At 72.7% G+C, this 24,287-nt stretch carries 19 protein-coding genes; 17 read left to right on the top strand and 2 right to left on the bottom strand.

What is annotated here, in order from left to right; translation table 11 throughout:
• The 5 genes from ACF1DX_RS32390 to ACF1DX_RS32370 all read left to right on the top strand — a co-directional run.
• Positions 1–433, top strand: a 433-nt coding sequence (locus ACF1DX_RS32390) for an alpha-glucosidase C-terminal domain-containing protein (protein WP_391794712.1), incomplete at its 5' end; no start/stop codon positions are given.
• The gene (gene treS / locus ACF1DX_RS32385; RefSeq protein WP_391794711.1) at positions 430–2,148 is read left to right on the top strand and encodes a maltose alpha-D-glucosyltransferase; all 1,719 of its coding nucleotides are present in this window, start codon (positions 430–432) and stop codon (positions 2,146–2,148) included. The genes ACF1DX_RS32390 and treS, both read left to right, overlap by 4 nt.
• 28 nt (positions 2,149–2,176) lie before the next feature.
• Positions 2,177–3,535 (top strand): maltokinase, encoded by a 1,359-nt coding sequence (locus tag ACF1DX_RS32380; RefSeq protein WP_391794710.1) that lies wholly within the window; start codon positions 2,177–2,179, stop codon positions 3,533–3,535.
• A gap of 4 nt (positions 3,536–3,539) precedes the next feature.
• Entirely contained in the window at positions 3,540–5,765 is a 2,226-nt protein-coding gene (glgB, locus tag ACF1DX_RS32375) for a 1,4-alpha-glucan branching enzyme (RefSeq protein WP_391794709.1), read from the top strand.
• A gap of 106 nt (positions 5,766–5,871) precedes the next feature.
• On the top strand, positions 5,872–6,990 hold the full coding sequence (locus ACF1DX_RS32370) for a glutamate--cysteine ligase (protein WP_391794708.1): 1,119 nt from the start codon (positions 5,872–5,874) through the stop codon (positions 6,988–6,990).
• A 5-nt stretch (positions 6,991–6,995) separates the two neighbouring features.
• Here ACF1DX_RS32370 and ACF1DX_RS32365 read toward each other — a convergent pair whose 3' ends face one another.
• The gene (locus ACF1DX_RS32365; protein ID WP_391794725.1) at positions 6,996–7,229 is read right to left on the bottom strand and encodes a DUF6480 family protein; all 234 of its coding nucleotides are present in this window, start codon (positions 7,227–7,229) and stop codon (positions 6,996–6,998) included.
• Positions 7,230–7,382: 153 nt separating this feature from the next.
• Here ACF1DX_RS32365 and ACF1DX_RS32360 point away from each other — a divergent pair, with 153 nt between their 5' ends.
• The 3 genes from ACF1DX_RS32360 to ACF1DX_RS32350 all read left to right on the top strand — a co-directional run bounded on the left by ACF1DX_RS32360 (position 7,383) and on the right by ACF1DX_RS32350 (position 10,497).
• Positions 7,383–9,287 (top strand): AMP-dependent synthetase/ligase, encoded by a 1,905-nt coding sequence (locus ACF1DX_RS32360; RefSeq protein WP_391794707.1) that lies wholly within the window; start codon positions 7,383–7,385, stop codon positions 9,285–9,287.
• A 363-nt stretch (positions 9,288–9,650) separates the two neighbouring features.
• A complete protein-coding gene (locus ACF1DX_RS32355; protein ID WP_391794706.1) occupies positions 9,651–10,085 on the top strand; it encodes an ATP-binding protein in 435 nt (144 codons plus the stop codon).
• A 109-nt stretch (positions 10,086–10,194) separates the two neighbouring features.
• Positions 10,195–10,497 (top strand): hypothetical protein, encoded by a 303-nt coding sequence (locus tag ACF1DX_RS32350; RefSeq protein WP_391794705.1) that lies wholly within the window; start codon positions 10,195–10,197, stop codon positions 10,495–10,497.
• On the opposite strand, the gene ACF1DX_RS32345 is transcribed toward ACF1DX_RS32350, so the two are convergent.
• Positions 10,461–10,832, bottom strand: coding sequence for a PRC-barrel domain containing protein (locus ACF1DX_RS32345; protein ID WP_391794704.1), 372 nt, complete (start codon positions 10,830–10,832; stop codon positions 10,461–10,463). The two genes, ACF1DX_RS32350 and ACF1DX_RS32345, sit on opposite strands and share 37 nt — an antisense overlap.
• Positions 10,833–11,153: 321 nt before the next feature.
• Between ACF1DX_RS32345 and ACF1DX_RS32340 the strand changes: the two genes are divergently transcribed.
• From ACF1DX_RS32340 to ACF1DX_RS32300, 9 genes are all read left to right on the top strand, one after another.
• A complete protein-coding gene (locus ACF1DX_RS32340) occupies positions 11,154–15,152 on the top strand; it encodes a HAMP domain-containing protein (protein WP_391794703.1) in 3,999 nt (1,332 codons plus the stop codon).
• Positions 15,153–15,192: 40 nt separating this feature from the next.
• Positions 15,193–17,607: a SpoIIE family protein phosphatase gene (locus ACF1DX_RS32335; RefSeq protein ID WP_391794702.1), complete on the top strand. Its 2,415-nt coding sequence runs from the start codon at positions 15,193–15,195 to the stop codon at positions 17,605–17,607.
• A 103-nt stretch (positions 17,608–17,710) separates the two neighbouring features.
• The gene (locus ACF1DX_RS32330) at positions 17,711–18,103 is read left to right on the top strand and encodes an STAS domain-containing protein (RefSeq protein WP_391794701.1); all 393 of its coding nucleotides are present in this window, start codon (positions 17,711–17,713) and stop codon (positions 18,101–18,103) included.
• Positions 18,104–18,226: 123 nt separating this feature from the next.
• Positions 18,227–19,126 carry an STAS domain-containing protein gene (locus ACF1DX_RS32325; RefSeq protein WP_391794724.1) on the top strand — a complete coding sequence of 300 codons (900 nt, stop codon included), beginning with the start codon at positions 18,227–18,229 and terminating at the stop codon, positions 19,124–19,126.
• Entirely contained in the window at positions 19,123–19,542 is a 420-nt protein-coding gene (locus ACF1DX_RS32320; RefSeq protein ID WP_391794700.1) for an STAS domain-containing protein, read from the top strand. Before ACF1DX_RS32325 ends, ACF1DX_RS32320 begins: the two co-directional genes overlap by 4 nt.
• On the top strand, positions 19,542–19,982 hold the full coding sequence (locus ACF1DX_RS32315) for an anti-sigma regulatory factor (RefSeq protein WP_391794699.1): 441 nt from the start codon (positions 19,542–19,544) through the stop codon (positions 19,980–19,982). The genes ACF1DX_RS32320 and ACF1DX_RS32315 overlap by 1 nt, the downstream gene beginning before the upstream one ends.
• Positions 19,982–21,034, top strand: coding sequence for a SpoIIE family protein phosphatase (locus tag ACF1DX_RS32310; RefSeq protein ID WP_391794698.1), 1,053 nt, complete (start codon positions 19,982–19,984; stop codon positions 21,032–21,034). The genes ACF1DX_RS32315 and ACF1DX_RS32310 overlap by 1 nt, the downstream gene beginning before the upstream one ends.
• Positions 21,031–22,746 carry a PP2C family protein-serine/threonine phosphatase gene (locus tag ACF1DX_RS32305; protein WP_391794697.1) on the top strand — a complete coding sequence of 572 codons (1,716 nt, stop codon included), beginning with the start codon at positions 21,031–21,033 and terminating at the stop codon, positions 22,744–22,746. Before ACF1DX_RS32310 ends, ACF1DX_RS32305 begins: the two co-directional genes overlap by 4 nt.
• A gap of 119 nt (positions 22,747–22,865) precedes the next feature.
• Positions 22,866–24,239: an NAD(P)/FAD-dependent oxidoreductase gene (locus ACF1DX_RS32300; RefSeq protein WP_391794723.1), complete on the top strand. Its 1,374-nt coding sequence runs from the start codon at positions 22,866–22,868 to the stop codon at positions 24,237–24,239.
• Positions 24,240–24,287: the final 48 nt, after the last annotated feature.

Below are 24,287 nucleotides of genomic sequence, written 5' to 3'. Positions count from 1 at the left end.
GAAGTACCAGCTCAAACACCGCGACTGGGCGGCCGCCGAACGCGAGGGCCGCACCATCACCCCCCTCCTCACCCGGCTCAACACCATCCGCCGCGCACACCCCGCGCTCCACCGGCTCAGGAACCTCCGCTTCCACCGGACGGACAACGACTCCGTCATCGCGTACAGCAAGCGCAGTGGCCCCGACGTCGTGCTCGTGGTCGCCAACCTCGACCCTCATCACCCCCAGGAGGCCACGGTCTCGTTGGACATGCCGCAACTCGGCCTGGAGTGGCACGAGTCGGTACCGGTGCGCGACGAGCTCACCGGCGAGACCTACCACTGGGGCAGCACCAACTACGTGCGACTGGAGCCGGGGCGGGCTCCCGCGCATGTCCTGCACGTACCGAGACCGCCCGCCGCACAGCGAAACGGAGGGCCAGGAACGTCATGACCGTGAACGAGCCGGTACCGGACACCTTCGAGGACACCCCCACCAAGGACCGGGACCCGGAGTGGTTCAAACGAGCCGTCTTCTACGAGGTGCTGGTCCGCTCCTTCCAGGACAGTGACGGTGACGGCATCGGCGACCTGAAGGGTCTGACCGCCAAACTGGACTACCTGCAGTGGCTGGGCGTGGACTGCCTCTGGCTGCCGCCCTTCTTCAAGTCGCCGCTGCGCGACGGCGGCTACGACGTGGCCGACTACACCGCCGTCCTCCCCGACTTCGGCGACCTCGCCGACTTCGTGGAGTTCGTCGACGCCGCCCACCAGCGCGGGATGCGCGTGATCATCGACTTCGTCATGAACCACACCAGCGACGAACACCCGTGGTTCCAGGAGTCGAGGAAGGACCCCGACGGCCCGTACGGCGACTTCTACATGTGGGCCGACGACGACAAGGGCTATCCGGACGCGCGGATCATCTTCGTCGACACCGAGGCGTCGAACTGGACGTACGACCCGGTGCGGGGGCAGTACTACTTCCACCGCTTCTTCTCCCACCAGCCGGACCTCAACTACGAGAACCCACGCGTGCAGGAGGAGATCCTGGCGGCCCTGCGCTTCTGGCTGGACCTGGGCATCGACGGGTTCCGGCTTGACGCGGTGCCGTACCTCTACGCGGCCGAGGGCACCAACTGCGAGAACCTGCCCGCCTCGCACGCCTTCCTGAAGCGGGTGCGCAAGGAGATCGACACCCAGTACCCGGACACGGTGCTGCTGGCCGAGGCCAACCAGTGGCCGGAGGACGTCGTCGACTACTTCGGCGACTACGCCGCCGGCGGCGACGAGTGCCACATGGCCTTCCACTTCCCGGTCATGCCGCGCATCTTCATGGCGGTCCGCCGCGAGTCCCGCTATCCCGTCTCCGAGATCCTGGCCAAGACCCCGGCCATCCCGTCGGGCTGCCAGTGGGGCATCTTCCTGCGCAACCACGACGAGCTGACCCTGGAGATGGTCACCGACGAAGAGCGCGACTACATGTGGGCGGAGTACGCCAAGGACCCCCGCATGCGCGCCAACATCGGCATCCGCCGCCGGCTCGCCCCGCTGCTGGACAACGACCGCAACCAGATCGAACTCTTCACCGCCCTCCTCCTCTCCCTGCCGGGTTCGCCGATCATCTACTACGGCGACGAGATCGGCATGGGCGACAACATCTGGCTCGGCGACCGCGACGCGGTCCGCACGCCCATGCAGTGGACCCCGGACCGCAACGCCGGGTTCTCCTCCTCCGACCCCGGCCGGCTGTTCCTGCCGACCATCATGGACCCGGTCTACGGCTACCAGGTCACCAACGTCGAGGCCTCCATGGCCTCCCCGTCCTCGCTGCTGCACTGGACCCGCCGGATGATCGAGATCCGCAAGCAGAACCCGGCGTTCGGCCTCGGCTCCTACACCGAGCTGCCGTCCTCCAACCCGGCCGTCCTCGCCTTCCTGCGCGAGTACGAGGACGACCTGGTGCTCTGCGTCAACAACTTCTCCCGCTTCGCCCAGCCCACCGAGCTGGACCTGCGCGAGTTCGGAGGACGGCACCCGGTCGAGCTGTTCGGCGGGGTGCGCTTCCCGGCCGTCGGCGAACTGCCGTACCTGCTGACCCTCGGGGGCCACGGCTTCTACTGGTTCCGGCTCACCCGAGTCGCGTCCCGCATCGGCCGCCGACTGTGAGCGTGTGCCGGGGAGAGGAGGCGTCACCATGACGAAGACCGCGTTCCTGCGGCCGCGAAGCGCGCCCGCCGAGCCCATGGAGTCGCTCACCGGGCTGCTGCGCGAGTGGCTGCCGCTGCAGCGCTGGTTCGCCGGCAAGGACCGGCCCGTCACCGACCTCGGTGTGCTGTCGATGACGGAGCTGTTCCCGGGCTGTCTGCACATGCTGGTGCACGCCGGTCACGGAGGCGTGCCCGCTCCCGGCGGCACTTCCCCGGCCGGTGACTGCTACCAGCTCCTCCTCGGCGTACGGGAGCACCCCTCGCCGCGGCTCGGCAAGGCGCTCATCGGCAGGGTGCCGGACGGCCGGCTGGCCGGACTGACGGTCTACGACGCCCTGCACGACCCGCGCGCCGCCCAGCTGCTCCTGGAGCGGCTGCGCCACCCCGGCACGGCGGGCCCGCTGCGGTTCGAGTGCGACGGGTCCCAGCAGGTGCCCGCCGGACTGGTGCCGCGCCTGATGACCGCCGAGCAGTCCAACTCCTCGCTGGTGTACGGCGACGAGTACATCCTGAAGGTGTTCCGGCGCGTCCAGCCCGGTGTCAACCCGGACCTGGAGGTGCCCGGGGCGCTGGCCCGGCAGGGCTGCCACCGGGTGCCCGCCCCGGTGGCCTGGCTGCGCACCACGCATCCGTTCAACGCGACGCTCGGCGTGCTCCAGCCGTATCTGCGCGACGCCTCCGACGGCTGGACGCTGGCCCTCGACGCGCTCGCCGCCGGTGACGACTTCACCGCGCAGTCGCACGCGCTGGGCCGGGCCACGGCGGACGTGCACCTCGCGCTGTCCACGGCGTTCCCGATCGGCGCGCCCGGCGAGAACGGGCGGACGGCGGCGGCGATGACCGAGCGGCTGACCGCCGCGGCACACGCCGTTCCCGCGCTCCAGCCGTTCGTGCCGGGGCTGCGGGCCGCCTTCGCCGCCCTGACCACCTGCGACGCCGGGCCGCCCGCCCAGCGCGTCCACGGTGACCTGCACCTGGGGCAGGTGCTGCGGGCGGGGCGCGAGTGGTTCGTCATCGACTTCGAGGGCGAGCCGTCCCGGCCGCTCTCCGAACGGCGCAGCGCCCACTCCCCCGTGCGGGACATCGCCGGGATGCTGCGCTCCTTCGACTACGCCGCCCGCCAGCGCCGCCCCTGGCGCCCGGAGTGGGCGCGCCGCTGCCGTGAGGCCTACTGCGCGGGCTACGCCGCCCGCGCCGGCTGGGACCCGCGCAAGAAGCACGGCCTGCTCCGCGCCTACGAGACGGACCGGGCTGTGTACGAGGTGCTGTACGAGGCCCGGCACCGACCCGACTGGCTGCCCGTACCCATGGCGGCGATCGAGCGCCTCGCCGTGAGAGGAGACTGAAGCCGTGGCTCTGCGTGACACCCGCCTTCCCGAGTCGGCCGGGCCCGTCCCGTCCGCCGCCGCGCCCCCCGGCGCCGCGCCCGCCCTCGACCCGACCGACCGGGGGCGCCTGCTGGCGGGCGCCCACCACGATCCGCACGCGCTGCTCGGCGCCCATCCGGTGCCCGGCGGGATCGCCTTCCGCGCCCTGCGCCCCTTCGCCCGCGAGGTGGGCGTCGTCGTCGACGGCGCCCGCACCCCGCTCGTGTCGGAGGGCGACGGCCTGTTCTCCGTCGTGCTGCCGCTGGACGCGATCCCCGCGTACACGCTGACGGTGGCCTACGGCGACGACGAGGCCGTCGAGACGCACGACCCCTACCGGTTCCTGCCCGCCCTCGGCGAGCTCGACCTGCACCTGATCAGTGAGGGCCGGCACGAGGAGCTGTGGACGGCGCTCGGCGCGCACCCCATGACCCACCAGGGCGTCACCGGCACCCGCTTCACGGTGTGGGCGCCCAACGCGCAGGGGGTGAGGGTCGCCGCCGACTTCACCCACTGGGACGGCACGGCGTTCCCGATGCGCTCGCTGGGCTCGTCCGGGGTGTGGGAGCTGTTCCTGCCGGGCGTCGGCGAGGGCACCCGCTACAAGTTCGAGATCCACTCCCGCTACGGACACCGGTTCCTCAAGGCCGATCCGATGGCGCGGCGCACGGAGGCGCCGCCGAACACGGCGTCCGTCGTGACGGCCTCGCACTACGAGTGGGGTGACGCCGACTGGTTCGCGCGGCGGGCGGCGACGCCCGTGCACGAGGCGCCGTTCTCGGTGTACGAGGTGCACCTGCCGTCCTGGCGACCGGGGCTGACGTACCGCGAACTCGCCGAGGAGCTCCCGGCCTACGTCAAGGACCTCGGCTTCACCCACGTGGAGCTGATGCCGGTCGCCGAGCACCCCTTCGGACCGTCCTGGGGCTACCAGGTCACCGGGTTCTACGCGCCGACCGCGCGCCTCGGCACCCCGGACGACTTCAAGTACCTGGTCGACGCGCTGCACCGGGCCGGCATCGGTGTGATCATGGACTGGGTGCCGGCGCACTTCCCGAAGGACGACTGGGCGCTGGCCCGGTTCGACGGGGACCCGCTGTACGAGCCCGGGGACTCCCGGCGCGCGGAGCACCCCGACTGGGGGACGTACACCTTCGACTTCGCCCGCACCGAGGTGCGCAACTTCCTGGTCGCGAACGCCGTCTACTGGTGCCAGGAGTTCCACATCGACGGACTGCGGGTGGACGCGGTGGCCTCCATGCTCTACCTGGACTACTCGCGCGAGGACGGCGGCTGGGAGCCCAACGCGTACGGCGGCCGGGAGGACCTGGCGGCGATGGCGTTCCTCCAGGAGATGAACGCGACCGTCTACCGGCGCTGCCCCGGGGTGGTGACCATCGCGGAGGAGTCCACGGCGTGGGGCGGGGTGACCCGGCCCACCGACACCGGCGGTCTCGGGTTCGGCTTCAAGTGGAACATGGGCTGGATGCACGACTCGCTGGAGTACGTCTCCCACGAGCCGGTGCACCGCAAGTACCACCACCACGAGATGACGTTCGCGATGGTCTACGCCTACAGCGAGAACTACGTGCTGCCCGTCTCGCACGACGAGGTGGTGCACGGCAAGCAGGCGCTGGTGTCGAAGATGCCGGGCGACTGGTGGCAGCGGCGGGCGAACGTGCGGGCCTACCTCGGTTTCATGTGGGCCCACCCCGGCAAGCAACTGCTGTTCATGGGGCAGGAGTTCGCGCAGGGCGCCGAGTGGTCCGAGAAGACCGGCCCGGAGTGGTGGCTGCTCGACGACGGGTACCACTCCGCGGGCGACCACCGCGGGGTGCGGGACCTGGTGCGCGACCTCAACACCCGCTACCGGGCGACCCCGGCGCTGTGGCAGCGCGACACCGACCCGTCCGGCTTCCGGTGGGTGGCGGTCGACGCGGCCGACGACAACGTCTTCGCGTTCCTGCGGTACGACACCGGGGGCCGGCCGCTGCTCGCGGTGTCGAACTTCTCCCCCGTGGTGCGGCACGACTACGCCCTCGGTGTCGGTGACGACGTCGTCGCCTGGCAGGAGGTCCTCAACACCGACGCCGCGCACTACGGCGGCGGGGACGTCACGAACCCGGACCCGGTCAAGCCCGAGGACGGCACCGTACGGCTCACGCTGCCGCCGCTCGCGACGATGTGGCTGGCACCGGCCGTCCCGTGAGAGTCCGGCCACGCCGCCAGGTGTCCGAGGCCCTCACCGGGGCATTCGGGGTCGTACGGCCGAGGACTTCTCGGCGTCGCGGCAGGTCACAGAAGGGCGGCACCAAGTGCGCACCGTCGGAGTGGAGGAGGAGCTCCTCCTGGTTGATCCGGAGAGCGGCGAACCACGGGCGATGTCCGCGGCGGTACTCGCCCGTGCCGCCCGGGACGGCGCGGAACAGGACGTCTTCGAGAAGGAACTGCACGAGCAGATGCTGGAGTTCGCCACGCATCCGCAGTCCTCGATGGAGAGCCTGCACGCGGAGATCGTCCGCTGCCGCGAGGAGGCCGCCGGGCACGCCGGGAAGATCGGCTGCACCGTCGCCGCCCTCGCCACCTCGCCGCTGCCGGTCAGCCCGGCCATCGGCGTCAACCGGCGCTACCAGTGGATGGAGAAGCAGTACGGCATCGCCACCCGGGAACAGCTCGTCATGGGCTGCCACGTCCACGTGTCCGTCGAGTCCGACGAGGAGGGCGTCGGGGTCGTGGACCGGCTGCGGCCCTGGCTGACGGTACTGGCGGCGCTGAGCGCGAACTCGCCGTTCTGGCAGGGCAAGGAGACGGGGTACAACAGCTACCGCAGCCGGGTCTGGCAGCGCTGGCCGTCCGCCGGTCCGACCGAGACGTTCGGCTCGGCCGAGCGCTACCACCGGCGGGTCGCCGACATGGTGGCCACCGGCGTCATCCTCGACGAGAAGATGGTCTACTTCGACGCCCGGCTGTCCCAGCGGTACCCGACGGTGGAGATCCGCGTCTCCGACGTCTGTCTGCACGCGGAGACGGCGGCGCTGATCGCCACCCTCGCCCGCGCGCTGGTGGAGACCGCGGCACGCGAGTGGCGGGCCGGCCGGGAGCCGCTGGACCCCGGTGTCAGCCTGCTCCGGCTGGCCGCCTGGCAGGCGGCCCGGTCGGGGCTGACGGGCGAGCTGCTCCACCCGGAGACCATGCGCCGCACGCCGGCCGAGACGGTCGTGCACGCCCTCCTCGACCACACCGCCGAGGCCCTGGAGGCCACCGGCGACCTGGAACGCGCCCGCGAGGGCTGCGCACGGCTGCTGCGCGACGGCAACGGGGCGCAGGTGCAGCGCGCCCTGCTGGAACGCACGGGGAGCCTGCGGGAGGTCGTCACGGAGTGCGTACGGCACACCCAGGGGGCGGGGCGTACGCGGTCCGCTTCTCGCGGGTAGGGGTGTCAGAGGATGAGGATGATGGCGTAGACCAGGAAGAAGGCCGCGAACAGCGCCACGAGGACGAGGATCGCGGTCATCGGGCCCTTGGACCAGCCCTTGGCGGGGTTGTGCGTCTCCCGGGGGCCCGCCTCGGGCATGCTGCTCTCCGCGGGCGGGGTCTCGCCCGGGGGGACGCCGCCGCCCGGTTCGAGGCCGGTGCTGCGTTCCGGATCGGGATCTGGGTTGACGTAACTCATGCCGTCCGGGTCCCCCGAAAGCGCCGAGATCATCAGTGCGGACACACTTGTCGCGATCCCGGCGCGCGGGCGCTCCGGCTCGGCTACATTCAGGCACCGCCGATGACGGTGCCCATCGGCCGAGTCACCGTCCGTACACGTCAGGAGCAGTGCATGCGCGACCTCGCTCTCGCTCCCCCGTCCGCCTCGCCCCTGGCCGGCGGCCTCGCCGACAGCCTCTTCGAGACGGCGGCCGAGAGCCCCGCCCTGCCGATGCTCGCCCACCGTGCCGGCCCGGCCTCCGCCACCTGGGAGCGGATCACCGCCCTCGAGTTCCGCGACCGGGTGGTCGCCCTGGCCAAGGGCCTGGTGGCGTCCGGGATCTCGCCCGGCATGCGGGTGGCGATCATGGCGCGCACCCGCTACGAGTGGACCCTCCTCGGCCATGCCCTGTGGACGGTGGGCGCCGAGGTCGTCCCCGTCTATCCGACCTCCTCGCGCGAGCAGGTGGAGTGGATCCTGCGGGACTCCGGCTGTGTGGCCGTGCTGGTGGAGGACGAGCAGGGCGTGATGACCGTCGGGTCCGTGTGCGCCGCGCTGCCGGCGCTGCGGCACGTGTGGCAGCTGGACGCGGGCGCGCTGGACCAGTTGGCGGCGCGCGGCGAGTTCATCCCGGCGGCCACGGTCGACTCGATGCGCCGCATCGTCCTGCCGGACTCCACGGCGGTCGTCGCCTACACCTCCGGCACGTCCGGCCACGCCATGGGCTGCGCGCTGAGCCACCGCGGCCTGGCCTTCATGAGCGACACCCTGCTGGCGGGCTGGGGCCACGTCGCGGCGCCCCCCGGCGAGCAGGCCGCCGTCCTCGCCTTCCTGCCCTTCTCCCACGTCTACGGTCTGATGATCCAGGTGCTGTGCGTGCGCGGCGGGCTGTTGATGGGGCACGAACCCGACATCGGCGGGGAGTCCCTGTCCTCGGCCCTGCGCACCTTCCGGCCCACCTATCTGTACGCCGTCCCGTCGCTGCTGGAGAAGATCTACAAGAACTTCCTGCGCTCGGCACAGCTCTCGGGCCGCGGCGCCCTGTTCGAGCGGGCGGCCGGCACGGCACAGGACTTCGCCGCCGCGCTGGAGCGGCAGCGGCTGGGCCTGGGCTCCGGGCCGGGCCTCGACCTGCGGCTGCAGCACGCCCTGTACGAGCGCACGGTCTACCGCAGACTGCGGGCCACGCTGGGCGGCCGGGTGCTGCGGGGCACCTCCGGGGGGTCGACGCTCCACCGCGACCTCTGCCTCTTCTACGAGGGGATCGGCGTCTACGTCCACGACGGCTACGGGCTCACCGAGACCAGCGGCGGGGTGACGATGCAGCCGTTCGGGCGGGAGAAGTCCGGCACCGTGGGGCAGGCGCTGCCGGGCACCGAAATACGGGTGGCCGACGACGGGGAGATCCTGGTGCGCGGGCCGTCGGTGTTCCAGGGGTACGTGGGTGACGAGGCCGCCACCCGGGCCGTGCTGCGCGGCGGCTGGCTGGCCACGGGCGATCTGGGCCGGCTGGACCCCGAGGGCTATCTCACGATCACCGGCCGCAAGAAGGACATCATCATCACGAGCAGCGGCAAGAGCGTGGCGCCGGCGGCCCTGGAGCAGCGGCTGCGGATGCACCCGCTGGTCCACCAGGCCGTCGTCGTGGGCGACAACCGGCCGTGTGTGGGTGCCCTGATCACGCTGGACCCGGAGTTCGTCAACGACTGGCGGGCCGCGCTGTCCCTGCCGGGCGACGCACCGGCCCGGGAGGCGCGGGAGGAGAACGCGCTGCGGGAGGAGATCGCGCGGGCGGTCGCCGCGGCCAACAGCAGCGTGTCGCGCTCGGAGTCGATCCGGGTGTTCCGGGTGCTGCCCGAGCCGTTCGACGTGACCAACGGGTTGCTGACGCCGTCGATGAAACTGCGCCGGGACGAGATCGTGCGGCACTACGCGCTGGAGATCGACGCGATGTACCACTCCCGGACGCGTCCGGGACGGACACCGACCGTGGACGAGTCGTACGGCTGGGACGACTCGGACGACGTCTTCCGCTGAACGCCCGGGGGCCGGGGCCTGTCCGGTCCTCCCCACCGTCCGCCCCCGCGCGAGTCCGACCCGAGCGTGGACGAAGCGTGCGGCCGCAAGGCGCCGGGGCGTCCTCGACGGGGGGAGCCGTGCGGGCGGTTCGGCGTACACGGCCGGGAATCCCCCTCCGGGGAGTACGTGCCGGGCGTCGCGGGGCGGGCGGGACGGACGTCGTCGGGCAGGTTCCTGAACCGTTTCCGGTCGGTGACGGGTTTGTCACCGGCCGGGCACGGGCATGCGGGCGCGTAGGCTCCGCCCGCACGGGAACCCGCAGTTCGAGGGGGCGCACACACGAGGACGACCGCCCCGCGACGACGGGGCCTGGAAGGCGAGATGGCACGCGAGCCGCGTAGGGACAGGACACTGGCTGCCGAGGACATCACGAGCCGCATCGCCAGCTTCCCGGGGGAGCTGCACGATGTGACGGACGCACGCCTGGTCGCGGAGGAGTTCCTCTTGGACCTGGCCCGTGCGTCCGCACCGTCGGCTCCGGAGCACTGGGACGACATACTCCTGGTGGTCACGGAGCTGGCCGCCAACGCGGTGCAGTACGCGCCGGGCCCGTTCCAGCTCCGTCTGCGCAGAACGTTCGACGGGGTGCACGTGGTGATGCATGACACCAGCACCACCGAGCCCTCCCCACGGCCCTTCCACCCCCACCGCGGCGGCGGCGGGATCGGCTGGCACCTGATCCACACGCTGTGCGACCAGGTCAGCGTCGTCAGCGACGACCACGGCAAGGACATCCACGTCTTCCTGCCCTGGTGACCCCGGGCCGGCGCGTCGCGCGGGAGGACCGGCACGCTGACGGTCCTGCCGTCGCCGGGCGCCCGCGGACGCCGATGTCCCGTGCCGGCCGGATCACCAGGGGCCGGCCGTGACCGCTGCCGCGGTGCACGGCCGGCGGGTCGCCGGTCCCGCCGGCGGCCTCGGGGACGACGTCGCCGTGGTCGTGGACGGTGACCCGTACGCCCTCCCCCTCGTCCGCACGTCGAAGCCGGCCGGTCCCACGCCGTGCGGGGTGGCGTCGGTGACCGGCTCCGGCACGACGAGCGAGCGGTCGGCCATGTCCCGGTGGTGCGGGGTGCGGCCCCCGGCGCGCCCGCACGGTCCCCTCGGGTGGACCCGTCCGGTGCGCGGTGTTCACCCGGTGGGGCTCTCGCGCGCCGGCAGCCGGTGATAGTAGTCACCGACCGCGGTGAGATAGGCGGGGTCCATGGTCTCGCTGTCGGTGCGGAACCGGGGCGCCGCCTTCACCTCGGCCCTGGTGCAGGCCAACGTCACCTGGCGTTCCCCCGCGTGGACGGCCGCGACCACGCCGACCGGCACCAGAAGGCTGCGGCCGAACACCCACACCCCGGTGTCGACGACGAGGTGCCGCATGCCGTGGTGGTCGGCCTGCCGGTCCACATGGCCGATGGTGCCGTCGCTCGCGACGACGGTGTAGTCCGTGAGGTCCTGTCCCTGGACCTGGCCCAGGTCCGGCGCGTACGACCAGATGCTGTCGATGGGCACTGCTCCTTGCCTCCCCGATGACGACGGATCCCCTGGGCGTCGCCCAGCTCCACAGCAGCAAATACCCGTCAGACGCGCGCGCATTCGAAAGGCGTGGACCAGAACCGCGCGCCGACGCTCCACGCCCGGTGAAACTTGGTCGAGTACCCCTCAACAACCGGAGTATGCAAGCGATCCGAGATCTTCTCGGATCGATTCCTTTCGTGGTGCCGCGCTTTGTTCCGCACCCGCCACCTGGGTTAGCCTTCGGCGTATTTTCTCATCGCGCACATCCGTGAACTGCGGAAACGCGCACTGACTCTGGCCGGAACGAGGGTGCGCATGACCAGCAAGAGCCCCGAGGGGACCGAGGTGACACCGGGGGACCAGGAGCTGAGGCGGCTCCTGGCGGGGCTGACGGCCGTACGGGACGGGGACTTCGGCACCCGGCTGCCGGACGACGCGGACGGCCTCATGGGGGACATCGCCAAGGTCTTCAACGGGATGGTGGACCAGCTGTCGGTGTTCACCTCCGAGGTGACCCGGGTGGCCCGCGAGGTCGGCACCGAGGGGGCGCTGGGCGGCCAGGCGCAGGTGCCGGGGGTCTCGGGCACCTGGGCCGATCTGACGGACTCGGTGAACGCCATGGCGGGCAACCTCACCGCGCAGGTCCGCAACGTCGCCCAGGTGACGACGGCGGTCGCCAAGGGCGACCTGTCGCAGAAGATCACCGTGGACGCCCGCGGCGAGATCCTCGAACTCAAGAACACCATCAACACGATGGTCGACCAGCTCTCCGCCTTCGCCGACGAGGTCACCCGCGTCGCCCGCGAGGTCGGCACCGAGGGCCGCCTCGGCGGACAGGCCGACGTGCAGGGCGTGAAGGGCACCTGGCGCGATCTCACCCACTCGGTGAACTTCATGGCCGGCAACCTCACCGGCCAGGTCCGCAACATCGCGCTGGTGGCGACGGCGGTCGCCAAGGGCGACCTGTCGCAGAAGATCACCGTGGACGCCCGCGGCGAGATCCTCGAACTCAAGAACACCATCAACACGATGGTCGACCAGCTCTCCGCCTTCGCCGACGAGGTCACCCGCGTCGCCCGCGAGGTCGGCACCGAGGGCCGCCTCGGCGGACAGGCGCAGGTGCGCGGTGTGTCGGGCACCTGGAAGGACCTCACCGACAACGTCAACGTGATGGCGTCCAACCTGACCGGTCAGGTCCGTTCCATCGCCCAGGTCGCCTCCGCGGTGGGCCGGGGCGACCTGTCGCAGCGGATCAGGGTCGAGGCGGCCGGGGAGGTCGGGGCGCTGGCCGACGTCATCAACACCATGGTCGACACGCTGTCGGCCTTCGCCGACGAGGTCACCCGCGTCGCCCGCGAGGTCGGCACCGAGGGCCGCCTCGGCGGACAGGCGCACGTGCCGCATGTCGCGGGCACCTGGAAGGACCTCACCGACAACGTCAACTCCATGGCCAACAACCTCACCGGCCAGGTGCGCAACATCGCGCTGGTGACGACCGCCGTGGCCCGCGGCGACCTGTCCAAGAAGATCGACGTCGACGCGCGCGGCGAGATCCTGGAGCTGAAGACGACCATCAACACGATGGTCGACCAGCTCTCCGCCTTCGCCGACGAGGTCACCCGCGTCGCCCGCGAGGTCGGCACCGAGGGCCGCCTCGGCGGACAGGCGGAGGTCGAGGGCGTCTCCGGCATGTGGAAGCGGCTCACGGAGAACGTCAACGAGCTGGCGGGCAACCTCACCCGGCAGGTCCGGGCGATCGCCGAGGTCACGAGCGCGGTCGCCGAGGGCGACCTGACCCGCTCCGTCAACGTGGAGGCCTCCGGTGAGGTCGCCGAGCTCAAGGACAACATCAACGCGATGGTGGAGTCCCTGCGCGAGACCACCCGGGCCAACCAGGAACAGGACTGGCTCAAGACCAACCTCGCCCGGGTCTCCGGCCTGATGCAGGGCCACCGCGACCTGTCCGTGGTCGCCGAGCTGATCATGGACGAGCTGGTGCCGCTGGTGTCGGCCCAGTACGGCGCCTTCTATCTCGCGGAGGACGCCGACGGTGGCCCCGAGCTGCGGCTCGTCGGCTCCTACGGCTACCCCGACGACGACGGCCGGCCCACCCGGATCGCCTTCGGCCGCACCCTGGTCGGCCAGGCCGCGCGCAGCCGCCGCACCATCACGGTGGACGAGCTGCCGCCGGACTACATCACCATCTCCTCCGGGCTGGGGCGGGTGGTGCCGACCGCGCTGGTGCTGCTGCCCATCGTGGTCGAGGGCCAGGTCCTCGGCGTGATCGAGCTGGCGTCGGTGACCCCGTTCACCCAGATCCACCAGGACTTCCTGACCCAGTTGATGGAGACCATCGGCGTCAACGTCAACACCATCGTGGCCAACGCCCGTACCGACGAGCTGCTCGTCGAGTCGCAGCGGCTCACCGCCGAACTGCAGGAGCGCTCGGCGGAGTTGCAGAGCCAGCAGGAGGAACTCCAGCACTCCAACGCGGAACTGGAGGACAAGGCCGCGCTGCTCGCGGAGCAGAACCGGGACATCGAGGCGAAGAACCTCCAGATCGAGCAGGCCCGGCAGGAGCTGGAGGCGCGGGCCCAGCAGCTGTCGCTGGCGTCGAAGTACAAGTCGGAGTTCCTGGCGAACATGAGCCACGAGCTGCGCACCCCGCTCAACAGCCTGCTGATCCTGGCCCAGTTGCTCGCGCAGAACCCCTCGCGCAACCTCAGTCCGAAGCAGGTCGAGTACGCGCAGATCATCCACTCGGCCGGCTCGGACCTGCTGCAGCTGATCAACGACATCCTCGACCTGTCCAAGGTCGAGGCGGGGAAGATGGACGTCAGCCCCGAGCGGGTGGAGCTGCGGCGGCTCATCGAGTACGTCGAGGCCACCTTCCGGCCGATGACGATGCAGAAGAGCCTGGACTTCACCGTGACGACGGCGCCCGGCGCGCCGGCCGACCTGCTCACCGACGACTCGCGGCTGCGGCAGGTGCTGCGCAACCTGCTGTCCAACGCGGTCAAGTTCACCGAGCGGGGCGGCGTGGAGCTGCGGATCGAGCCCGCGCCGGACGACGAGGTCCCCAGCGGTGTGCTGCGGGGCGGGCCCGTGGTGGCCTTCCGGGTGCGGGACACCGGTGTGGGCATTCCCGAGCAGCACCTGGAGGCGATCTTCGGCGCCTTCCAGCAGGCGGACGGCACGACGAGCCGCAAGTACGGCGGCACCGGGCTCGGTCTGTCCATCACCCGGGAGATCGCGCATCTGCTGGGCGGTGCGGTGACGGTGGACAGCGTCGCGGGCCAGGGCAGCACGTTCACCCTGTTCCTGCCCGTGGCCCGGCCGGACTTCGAGGAACTGCTGCGGCCCGTCGTGGTCCCGGACGGGGAGCGGGGCGAGGCCCTGCCGGAGGTGCCGGCCCGGCAGCCGGCGGCGATCGAGACGGGGGCGTCGTCCGGCCGGCGTCCGCGGCGGCTGCTCGTCGTGGAGGAGCGGCCCCGGGGTCTGCTGACCCTGGTTGCGGAGAGCGTGGTCCAGGACGTCGCGCACGGCGACGGCGCCTCCCGGCCGTCGGTCGACATCCTCACCGCCGTGGGCGCCCAGGAGGCGGCCGGCGCGCTGGCCGCCGATCCGTGCCACTGCGTGGTGCTGGAGCTCGGCACGGCCCAGGAGGAGGTCACCCGGTTCCTGGAGGCGCTGCGGGGCGACTCCGCCCTGGCGAGCGTGCCGGTGCTGGTGCACAGCGGCCACCGGGTGGACGCGGCGGTCGAGGAGGAGCTGCGCTCCCGTGCCGAGGGCACCGCGCTGGAGTTCCTGTCCAGCCTCGACGAGCTGCGCGAACGCATCGCCCTGCACCTCTCCGCGGAGGAGCCCGGTGACGTGCTGTCGCTGGTGCGGCCCGACGAGCCGCAGCGGTCGGCACCGCAGACCGTGGTGGACGACGCGTTCTCCGGCCGTACGATCCTCGTCGTCGACGACGACGCGCGCAATCTCTTCGCGCTCAGCGGGATCCTGGAGCTGCACGGCTTCCGGGTGCTGCACGCGGAGAACGGCCGCAAGGGCATCGAGAGACTGGTGGACAACCCGGACGTGGCGCTCGTGCTGATGGACGTGATGATGCCGGAACTGGACGGCTACGCCGCCACGGCCGAGATCCGCACCATGCCGCAGTACGCCGAGCTGCCCATCATCGCCGTCACCGCGAAGGCGATGCCCGGGGACCGGGAGAAGAGCCTCGCCTCGGGAGCCAGCGACTACGTCACCAAACCGGTCGACACCCAGGACCTGATCGCCTGCGTCCGCCGCTGGCTGCCGGCATGAGCGCCGTCGCGGGCGCCCGCCTCCGAGGAGTGTGCGCACAGTGAGCATCAGGGAACACCGGGGCGAGCCGCACAGCGGTGAGGTGCGGTTCGAGCGGCCGTCGGCCGGGCCCGCCGGGGTGTCCGCGGACTCGCCCGTGGGCCGGCTGGCGGCCACCGTGGAGCGGCTCAGCCGGGAGGTGCGGGCCGCGCAGGCCGAGGCCGAGGGCCGGGCGCTGATCGAACTCGCCAAGGGCATCCTCGTCGAACGCCTGGGGTGCGGTCCCTCGCAGGCCGCCCGCCAGCTCGCCGAGCTGACCGAACAGGCCGGGACGACCCAGCTGGAGTTCGCGGTCGAGGTCATCAACCAGGCCGCCCGGGACCGGATGTCCGAGGTGACGAGCGCCTTCCTGGCCGCCACCCGGGCCGCCGAGGAGGCGGGGCGGGACCCCGCCGCCGTACGGCTGCGCGCGGCCGAGAGCGGGGTGCTGGCGGCGGACGACACCCAGGCCGTGGCCGAGTCCCTGCTGGCGCAGGCGCTGCGTCCGCTGGGCGCGGTGGCGGTGGCGATCTGGGCGGTCGGCGCCGACGGATCGCTCACCCTGGCGGGCAGCGCCGGGTTCTCCCCCGCGGAGGCGGCGCGCTGGTACTACGTGCCGCCGGACGTGGCGACGGTCGCCCGGTGCGGCCTCGCGGAGCGCGACGGCCTGTGGATCACGTCGCTGGCCGAGCGGGGTCTGCCCAGTGTCGGCCGGCACCACCACCCGGACGGCGGCAGGGCGGCCCTGCCCGCCGGCACGGGGGGCCGTGTGTACGGCGTGCTGGAGATCGTCTGGCCGGCTCCGCTGCCCGAGCAGCCGCCGCAGATCGTGCGCCAGGTGGAGGCCCTGGCGGAGCTGTGCGCGCACACCCTGGAGACGTACACGGCGCCGGACGGCCCAGACCGGCGGCCCCGGATGCTGCCGGACGCCGCGGAGCTGATGGACCTGGCCGACGGGCTGTACGACCCGGCTCTCGTCCTGGTGCCGCACCTGGACGCCCAGGGGAACCTGCTGGACTTCCGCATCCAGCACGTCAACAGCCGTTTCCTGGACCCGGCGGGCCGGCCGCGCGCCACGGTCAGCGGCGCGCTGCTCCTGGAGGCCTACCCGATGGCCGCCGGGAACAGCGAACTGTTCCAGCGGATCGAACGGGTGTACGCCACGGGGGAGCCGTTCCGTGCCCGGCGCATGAACCTGACCGCCCTCGTCGACCAGGTGCCGCTGTCGTCGGTCGCCGACATCAGTGTCAGCCGGCACGGCTCCGGCATCCTGTTCATCTGGCGGATCGAGGACGAGACGGCCCGCCTGGCGAGCCTGCTCCAGCACGCCCAGCGGCTCGGCCGGATCGGCGGTTTCGAGGAGAACCTGCTGACCGGGGAGATCACCTGGAACGGGCAGCTCTTCGACCTGTACGGGCGTCCCGAGTCCAGTCCGCCGGTGCCGCTGGAGGAGCTGCCGGCGCACGCCCACCCGGACGACGCCGTCACCATCGGCCGCTTCCTGCGCACGCTGCTGCACCACCGGCGCCCGGCGTCGGCCGCCTTCCGGCTGCAACGCCCCGACGGGGTGACCCGGCACATCCGGGTCGTCGCCGAGCCGGTCCTGGACACCGACGGCCGGCTGCTCACCACCCGCGGCGCCTACCAGGACATCTCCGCCCAGCACTGGACGGAGGTGGCGCTGGCGGCCACCCGCGACCAGCTCGCGCACACCGAGCAGCAGGCCAGCGAGCGCGACCGGCTGGCGCTGCAACTGCAGCGCGCCATCATGCCGCCCACCCAGGCGCCGCTGCAGCTGCCCGACCTCGACGTGGCCGTCCGCTACCGGCCCGCGGAGGCCGAGCAGCTGGTGGGCGGCGACTGGTACGACGCCGTGGTGCTGCCGTCCCGGCTGGTGCTGCTGTGCGTGGGCGACGTCGCCGGCCACGGCATAGAGGCGGCGACCAGCATGGTCGTCCTGCGCAACGCGCTGCGCGGCCTCGCGGTCACCGGGGCGGGCCCCGGTCAGTTGCTGTCCTGGCTGAACATCGTGACGCACCACCTGACGGGCGGCGTCACCGCCACCGCGGTGTGCGGCCTGTACGACCCGGAGTCCCGCACGCTGCGGTGGGCCCGGGCGGGCCATCTGCCGCCGGTGCTGGTGCGGGGCTCCGAGGCCGCTCCGCTGCCGCTGGTGCGCGGGATGCTGCTCGGCGCCGTACCGGAGGCGGCGTACGAGGAGTCGGAGGTACGGCTGGCCGCCGAGGACAACCTGCTGATGTACACGGACGGCCTGATCGAGCGCCGGGACCGCAGTGTGGAGGAGTCCCTGACCCATCTGCTCACCACCGCCGCCTCGGCCCCGGACACGCTCGACCAGCGGCTGGACCGGCTGCTCACGTACAGCAGGTCGGACACGGACGACGACACCTGCATCGTGGGCATCCGGGTCGGCTGAGGAGGGTGCCCCGGCCGGCCGTACGGGCCGAGGCATGACCCGGCGATTCGGGGGTACGCGCGGCTGCGCGACCAAGAGCTTGATCACCTTGTTGGAGGTACTCGTGCCCATTGCCCAGGAACCGTTGTCCGTCGAGGTGACCCTGCCGCGGGAGGACGTGGCGCTGCTCACGGTGGAGGGATACCTGGACGTCGACACGGCGACCGAGTTCCAGCACCACCTGGCGAACCAGCTCCATCACGGCCGCCGGCACTTCCTGCTCGACCTGTCGGCGGTCCCCTTCATGGACTCGTCCGGCATGAACATCATCCTCCGGGTCTACCAGGAGGCCCGTGAGCTGCCGGGGAGCGTGCACATCATCTCCCCCACCTCCGCGGTGCGCCGCATCCTGGACCTGACGGGGGTGAGCATCACCGTGCCCGTCTCGGAGAGCGTCGACGAGGCGCTGGAGCGCGTGGACGGGCTGCCGGCGGCCCCGGTCGAACCGGAGGCCTGAGCACGGTCCGCGGGTCCGGCGCGGACGGCGCCTGAGCCCGGTCACAGGGGTCATCCGAACAAGGCTGCATCGCGGTCCCGGCGCCGGGACGCGGTGCGGCACGACGACGAGGAGAACAAGCAGGTGCCGGAGCACGAAGCGGGCGGATCACTCGGAACACCGGCGCACGAGGTCAGGGACTTCCTGCGGCGCCGGCGCGAGCAGATCGCCCAGCGCTGGGCGGACGAGCCCCTGTTCCGTACGGTGTTCACGGTCTCGCGCGACGAGGCGGTGGAGGCGGGGAAGGCGGTCGTCGACGCGCTGGCCCAGGTCGCCGACGCGCGACGGGTCGAGGACCCGGACGCCGCGGGTTTCACGGCGGTGCGCGAGCAACTGGCGCGGATGGGGGCGGCCCGCTCCCGCGCGGGGCTGTCGGCCACGCAGGTGGCGAGCGAGCTGGCGGCGCTGCGGCCACCGGTGGAGAACCTCCTGGTCGCCGATCTGGAGCAGGCCCCGCCCGAGGAACTGCGGGAGTGCTCGACCACGCTGAGCGTACTCATGGGGACGCTGCGTCTGGTGGCCATGCAGACGGCGCTGAGCGAGGTGCAGGCGCTCACCGACCGGCAGCGGCTGCAGCTCCTCGAGGTGGCGACGCCGGTGATCAAGCTGTGGGACGGCATCGTGGCGGTGCCGCTGATCGGGACGCTGGACAGCGCCCGCAGCCAGGTGGTGATGGAGACGCTGCTGAACGCGGTCGTCGAGCAGCACGCCCGGTTCGCGATCCTCGACATCACCGGTGTGCCGACGGTCGACTCCCTGGTGGCGCAGCACCTGATGAAGACGGTCGCCGCGGCCCGGCTGATGGGCGCGGAGTGCGTGGTGTCCGGCATCCGTCCGGCGATCGCGCAGACCATCGTGCACCTCGGTCTGGACCTCGGCACGGTGAAGACGCGGGCGAGCCTCGCCGACGCGCTCGGGTACTGCCTGCACGAGCTGGGGACGAACATCGTGCACACGGCCCCCGGCGGAGCGGACCGGCGGTGAACGAGGGGTTCTCCCGCCCGGTCGCGGGACATGTGCCGGTCCTCAGGCTCGGTGACGTTCTGCTGGTCACCCTTCAGGGGGACCTGTACGACAGCACGGCGCACCAGCTTCAGCAGGACCTCTCCGAGACGATCACCCGCAGCGGGGCCACGGGGGTGGTCATCGACATCTCCGGGGTGGAGATCGTCGACTCCTTCCTCGGGCGGGTGCTGGCCGAGACCGCGGCGCAGACCGAGCTGCTGGCCGCGCGCACCGTGGTGGCCGGCATGCGGCCCGCGGTCGCCATCACCCTGGTGGAGCTGGGTCTGACACTGCCGGGGCTGCGGACCGCGCTCACCACCGAGGCGGCGATGGAGCTTCTCGCGCAGCCCGTCGTGCCGCCGCGTTCCGGTGGCGTGCGCGAGGAGAGTCCGTGATGTCCACCGCCGCGGGCGTCGAGGCCCGCCTGCCCATCCGGTCGGACATGGACCTGGTGTGGGTGCGTCAGCATGTGCGGCAGGCCGCCGCCCGGCTCGGCTTCGGTCTGGTGGACCAGACGAAACTGGTGACCGCCGCCAGCGAGCTGGCCCGCAACACCCTGGTGCACGGCGGGGGCGGACTGATGGAGGCGTCGCACGTCACCACCGGCGGGGCCGACGGGCTGCGGCTGGCCTTCAGCGACTCGGGCCCCGGCATCCCCGACCTCGACCGGGCGCTCAGCGACGGCTACACCTCCGGCGGCGGGCTGGGGATGGGGCTGGGCGGCGCCCGGCGCCTGGTGCACGACTTCGAGATCGAGAGCGTCCCGGGGTCGGGGACCACGGTGCGGGTGACCTCGTGGGTGACCCGGCCGCCGCGCCGGCGTGAGGACGTCTGATGCCCCGCGTCCGGTACGTGCCGGTGCAGGACCCGACCCGGGTGCGCGACGTCCGGGTCGCGGCGGAGGAGGCCGCGTCGGCGGCCGGGCTCGACGAGCGGCGCACCGCCGCCGCGGCGCTGGTGGCGACCGAGCTCGCCACCAACCTCCTCAAGCACGCGCAGGCGGGAGAGGTGCTCGTCGACGTCGTGGATCCGCCGGTACCGGTCGAGGGCCGGCCGGAAAGGGTCGTGCAGATCACCGCGCTCGACCACGGGCCGGGCATCCCCGATGTGGCCGGCGCGCTGCGGGACGGGTTCTCCACCGCCGGCTCGCTCGGCGCGGGCCTCGGCACCTGCCGACGCCTGGCCGACGGCTTCGCCCTGCACAGCGCCCTCGGCCGGGGCACCGTGGCGGTGGCCCGCATCGGCTCCGCCGCCGGTGAGGGCTCCGCCGGGGCCCCCGGTGTGCGCGTCGGCGGGGTGAACGTCCCGTTCGCCGGGGCGGACTTTTCGGGGGACGCCTGGGCCTGGGTCAGATCCGGTGACCGGCTGACCCTGATGCTGGCCGACGGTCTCGGTCACGGGAGCGAGGCGGCGCGTGCCTCGACCGCCGCCGTCGAGGAGCTGCGCCACCGGGCCGGGCTCCCGCCCGCCGAGTGCCTGCCGAGGCTCCACACGGCACTGGCCGGCACCCGGGGCGCGGCCGTCGCCGTGGCGCAGCTCGACACCTGGGCCGGGCGGCTGCGCTTCGCGGGGATCGGCAATGTGACGGCCCGGCTGCGGGAGGGCGACCGCTGGCGGACCCTGCTGTCCCGGCCCGGCATCGTCGGGGTGCACCGGCCGGGCACCGTGCGCGAGGAGGAGGTCGCCTGGACCCCGGAGAGCCTGCTGATCCTGCACACCGACGGTCTGCCCGGCCGCTGGACGCCGCCCCCGGACACGGGGCTGCCGCCGGCCGATCCGGCCGTGACCGCCGCCGTGGCCGTCCGGGACGCCGGAAGCCCGGCGCGCCCGGTGCGGGACGACACCGCCGTGGCCGTGCTGGCCCCCACCCCGCCGGACCGCCCATGACGCACACCTGGCGGATCCGGACCGTCACGGACGCGGCCCGCGCCCGGATCGCCGTGGCCCGGCTGGCGGCGGCGCACGGGGTGCCCACCGTCGAACGCGCCCGGCTGGCCGCGGAGCTCAGCGGCCAGTTGCGGCAGTGCCTCACCAAGGGCGGCGTCTGGGTGCTCACCCTGGACGGCCCCGGCCCGTCCGCCGGGGCGGGGACGCTGCACGCCGCGGTGGTGCCGGCCCCCGGCGCGGGTGCCGCCGGCCGCGCCCCGTGGACGGTGACCGTCCCGTGCCCCGAGCCGGGCCTGACCTCCGACACCGGCCCGGTGCCGGAGGACCCGGCCGGTCTGTCCGAGGCGCTGCTGGGCGCCGACGAGGACACGGCCGTGGTGCTGGACAAGCTCGCCGAGCAGGAGGAACTGGTCGCCTTCCACCGGGAGGAACTGCACCAGACCAACCAGGGCGTCCTGGCGCTGCACGCCGAGCTGGACGCGGCGGGGCGCGCGCAGCGGGAGGCGTTCGCCGCCGAGCGCCGGGCGCGCGAGGAGGCGGAGAACGCGCGCCGCAGGCTGACGTTCCTGGCGGACGCGAGCGCCGTGCTGAACGCCTCGCTCAATCACGACGAGATCGTGCGGCGGCTGCCGGAGCTGCTGGTGCCGCGGTACGCCCGCAGCGTCGACATATGGCTGTTCGACCACGAGGACGACCAGTACCGGCCCACGTCCCACCCGCGCGCGGCGGTCCACGCGGCCCGCACCGGGCGTCCCCAGTACGCGGCCGGTCACCCCGGCGGCCTGCCCGGGGTGGACGACCGGCCCCCGTCCGCCCTGGATCCCGGCCGGCCGCTGCTGTGCGTCCCGCTGCTGACCCGCCGGGCGCCGCTGGGGGTGCTGACGCTGTCGCCGCCCGGTGAGCGCTGGGACCCGGACGACGCCGTGATGCTGATCGAGCTCGCCCGGCGGGCCGGCACCGCCATCGGCAACGCCCGCCGCTTCGAGCACAGCCGTGACATCGCCGAGACGCTGCAGCGCGCCCTGCTCACCGACCTGCCGACGACGCCGGGTCTGAGCCTGGCCGCGCGCTATCTCCCCGCCACGCACGGGCTGAACATCGGCGGCGACTGGTACGACGCCTTCCGGCAGCGCGACGGCGGTCTGATCACCGTCATCGGCGATGTGACCGGGCACGGGCTGCACGCGGCGGTGATGATGAGCCAGCTGCGCACCGCGCTGCGCGCCTACGCCGTCGACGGCGACAGCCCCGGCCGGCTGCTGACCCGGCTGCACGGGTATCTGCGCCATCTCCAGCCCGATCTGTTCGCCACGGCGGTCATCGCCCGGTTCCATCCGGACGGGCACACGCTGACGTGGGCCGCCGCCGGCCATCCGCCGCCGGTGCTGCGGCTGCCCGACGGGCGGGTGCGCACCCTGGACGCCAAGCCCGGCGCGATGCTCGGCATCCCGCTGGAGCAGGACATCGCCGACCACACCGAGCGCCTGCCGCCCGGTTCGACGCTCGCGCTCTACACGGACGGGCTGGTGGAGCGGCGCGCCCGGGGCATCGACCCGGGCATCGAGCGGCTCGCGGCGGCCCTGGGTTCGTTCGGTTCGGCGGAGCTGGACGCGGATCTGGAGGAGTCGGCGGACCGGATCCTCCGTCCCCTGCTGAGCGACTCCGAGCGCGACGACGACGTCTGCCTGCTCCTGTGCCACCTGCGCGGCTGAACCGGCCGCCGGTTCCCTTCCCGGTGCGTTCCGGCGAAGGTGCGGGCATCGTGGTGCCGAACAGGGGCACGCGTCAGTTGTCGATGTTCGAGGCAGACCGCCTGGAGCCGCAGGAAGGGATGGAGACCGTGACACGACCCAGGATCCTGGTGGTGGGCGCAGGCTTCGCCGGCGTGGAGTGCGTGCGCCGGCTGGAGCGCAGGCTCGCCCCGAACGAGGCCGACCTCACGCTGGTGACGCCGTTCTCCTACCAGCTCTACCTGCCGCTGCTCCCCCAGGTGGCCTCCGGCGTGCTGACCCCGCAGTCGGTCGCGCTCTCCCTGCGCCGCAGCGAGAGGTACCGCACCCGGATCATCCCGGGCGGGGCCATCGGCGTGGACCTGAAGTCCAAGGTCTGTGTCGTACGGCTCGTCAACGGCGAGATCGCCGACGAGCCGTACGACTACATCGTGCTGGCCCCCGGCAGCGTCACCCGCACCTTCGACATCCCGGGGCTGACGGACCACGCCTTCGGGCTCAAGTCGCTCGCCGAGGCCGCCTACCTGCGCGACCACGTCATCTCCCAGCTCGACCTGGCCGACGCGAGCCACGATCCGGCCGAGCGGGCCTCGCGGCTGCAGTTCGTGGTCGTCGGCGGCGGCTACGCGGGCACCGAGACCGCGGCCTGCCTGCAGCGACTGACACACGCCGCCGTCAAGCGCTACCCGCGCCTCGACCCGGGCCTGATCAAGTGGCATCTCATCGACATCGCGCCGAAGCTGATGCCCGAACTGGGCGAGAAGCTCGGGCGCAGCGCGCAGGAGATCCTGACCCGGCGCGGCATCGAGATCTCGCTGGGCGTCTCCATCGCGAAGGCGGGCGCCGAGGAGGTCACCTTCACCGACGGCCGGGTGGTGCCCACCCGCACCCTGATCTGGACCGCCGGCGTGGTCGCCAGTCCGCTCATCGCCACGCTCGACGCGGAGACCGTCCGGGGGCGGCTCGCGGTCAACGCGGACATGTGCCTGCCGGGTCACGACGGGGTGTTCGCGCTCGGCGACTCGGCCGCGGTGCCGGACGTGGCCAAGGGCGACGACGCCGTGTGCCCGCCGACCGCGCAGCACGCCCTGCGGCAGGGCCGGCACGTCGCCGAGAACGTCATCGCGACGCTGCGGGGCCTGCCGAGGCGGCCGTACGTCCACAAGGACCTCGGACTCGTGGTGGACCTCGGCGGCACCGACGCGGTGTCCAAGCCGCTCGGCGTCGAACTGCACGGCCTGCCCGCCCAGGCGGTGGCCCGCGGCTACCACTGGTCGGCGCTGCGCACCGGTGTCGCCAAGACGCGGGTGATGACCAACTGGCTGCTGAACGCGGTCGCCGGCGACGATTTCGTGCGCACCGGATTCCAGGCGCACAAGCCGGGGAACCTGCGGGACTTCGAGTACCTGGACGCCTATCTGACGCCGGAGCAGGTGCGGGAGCACGTCGCGGAGGCGGGCCGGGCGGCACGGTGACCCCGGGGGCGGGGGACGGTTCGCGCCCGGCGGCGGAGGGATCCGGGC

Origin of the sequence: Streptomyces sp. NPDC014676 (assembly GCF_043084105.1) — a bacterium.
Lineage (GTDB): Bacteria > Actinomycetota > Actinomycetes > Streptomycetales > Streptomycetaceae > Streptomyces.
This window is presented reverse-complemented; position numbering and strand designations above follow the sequence as displayed.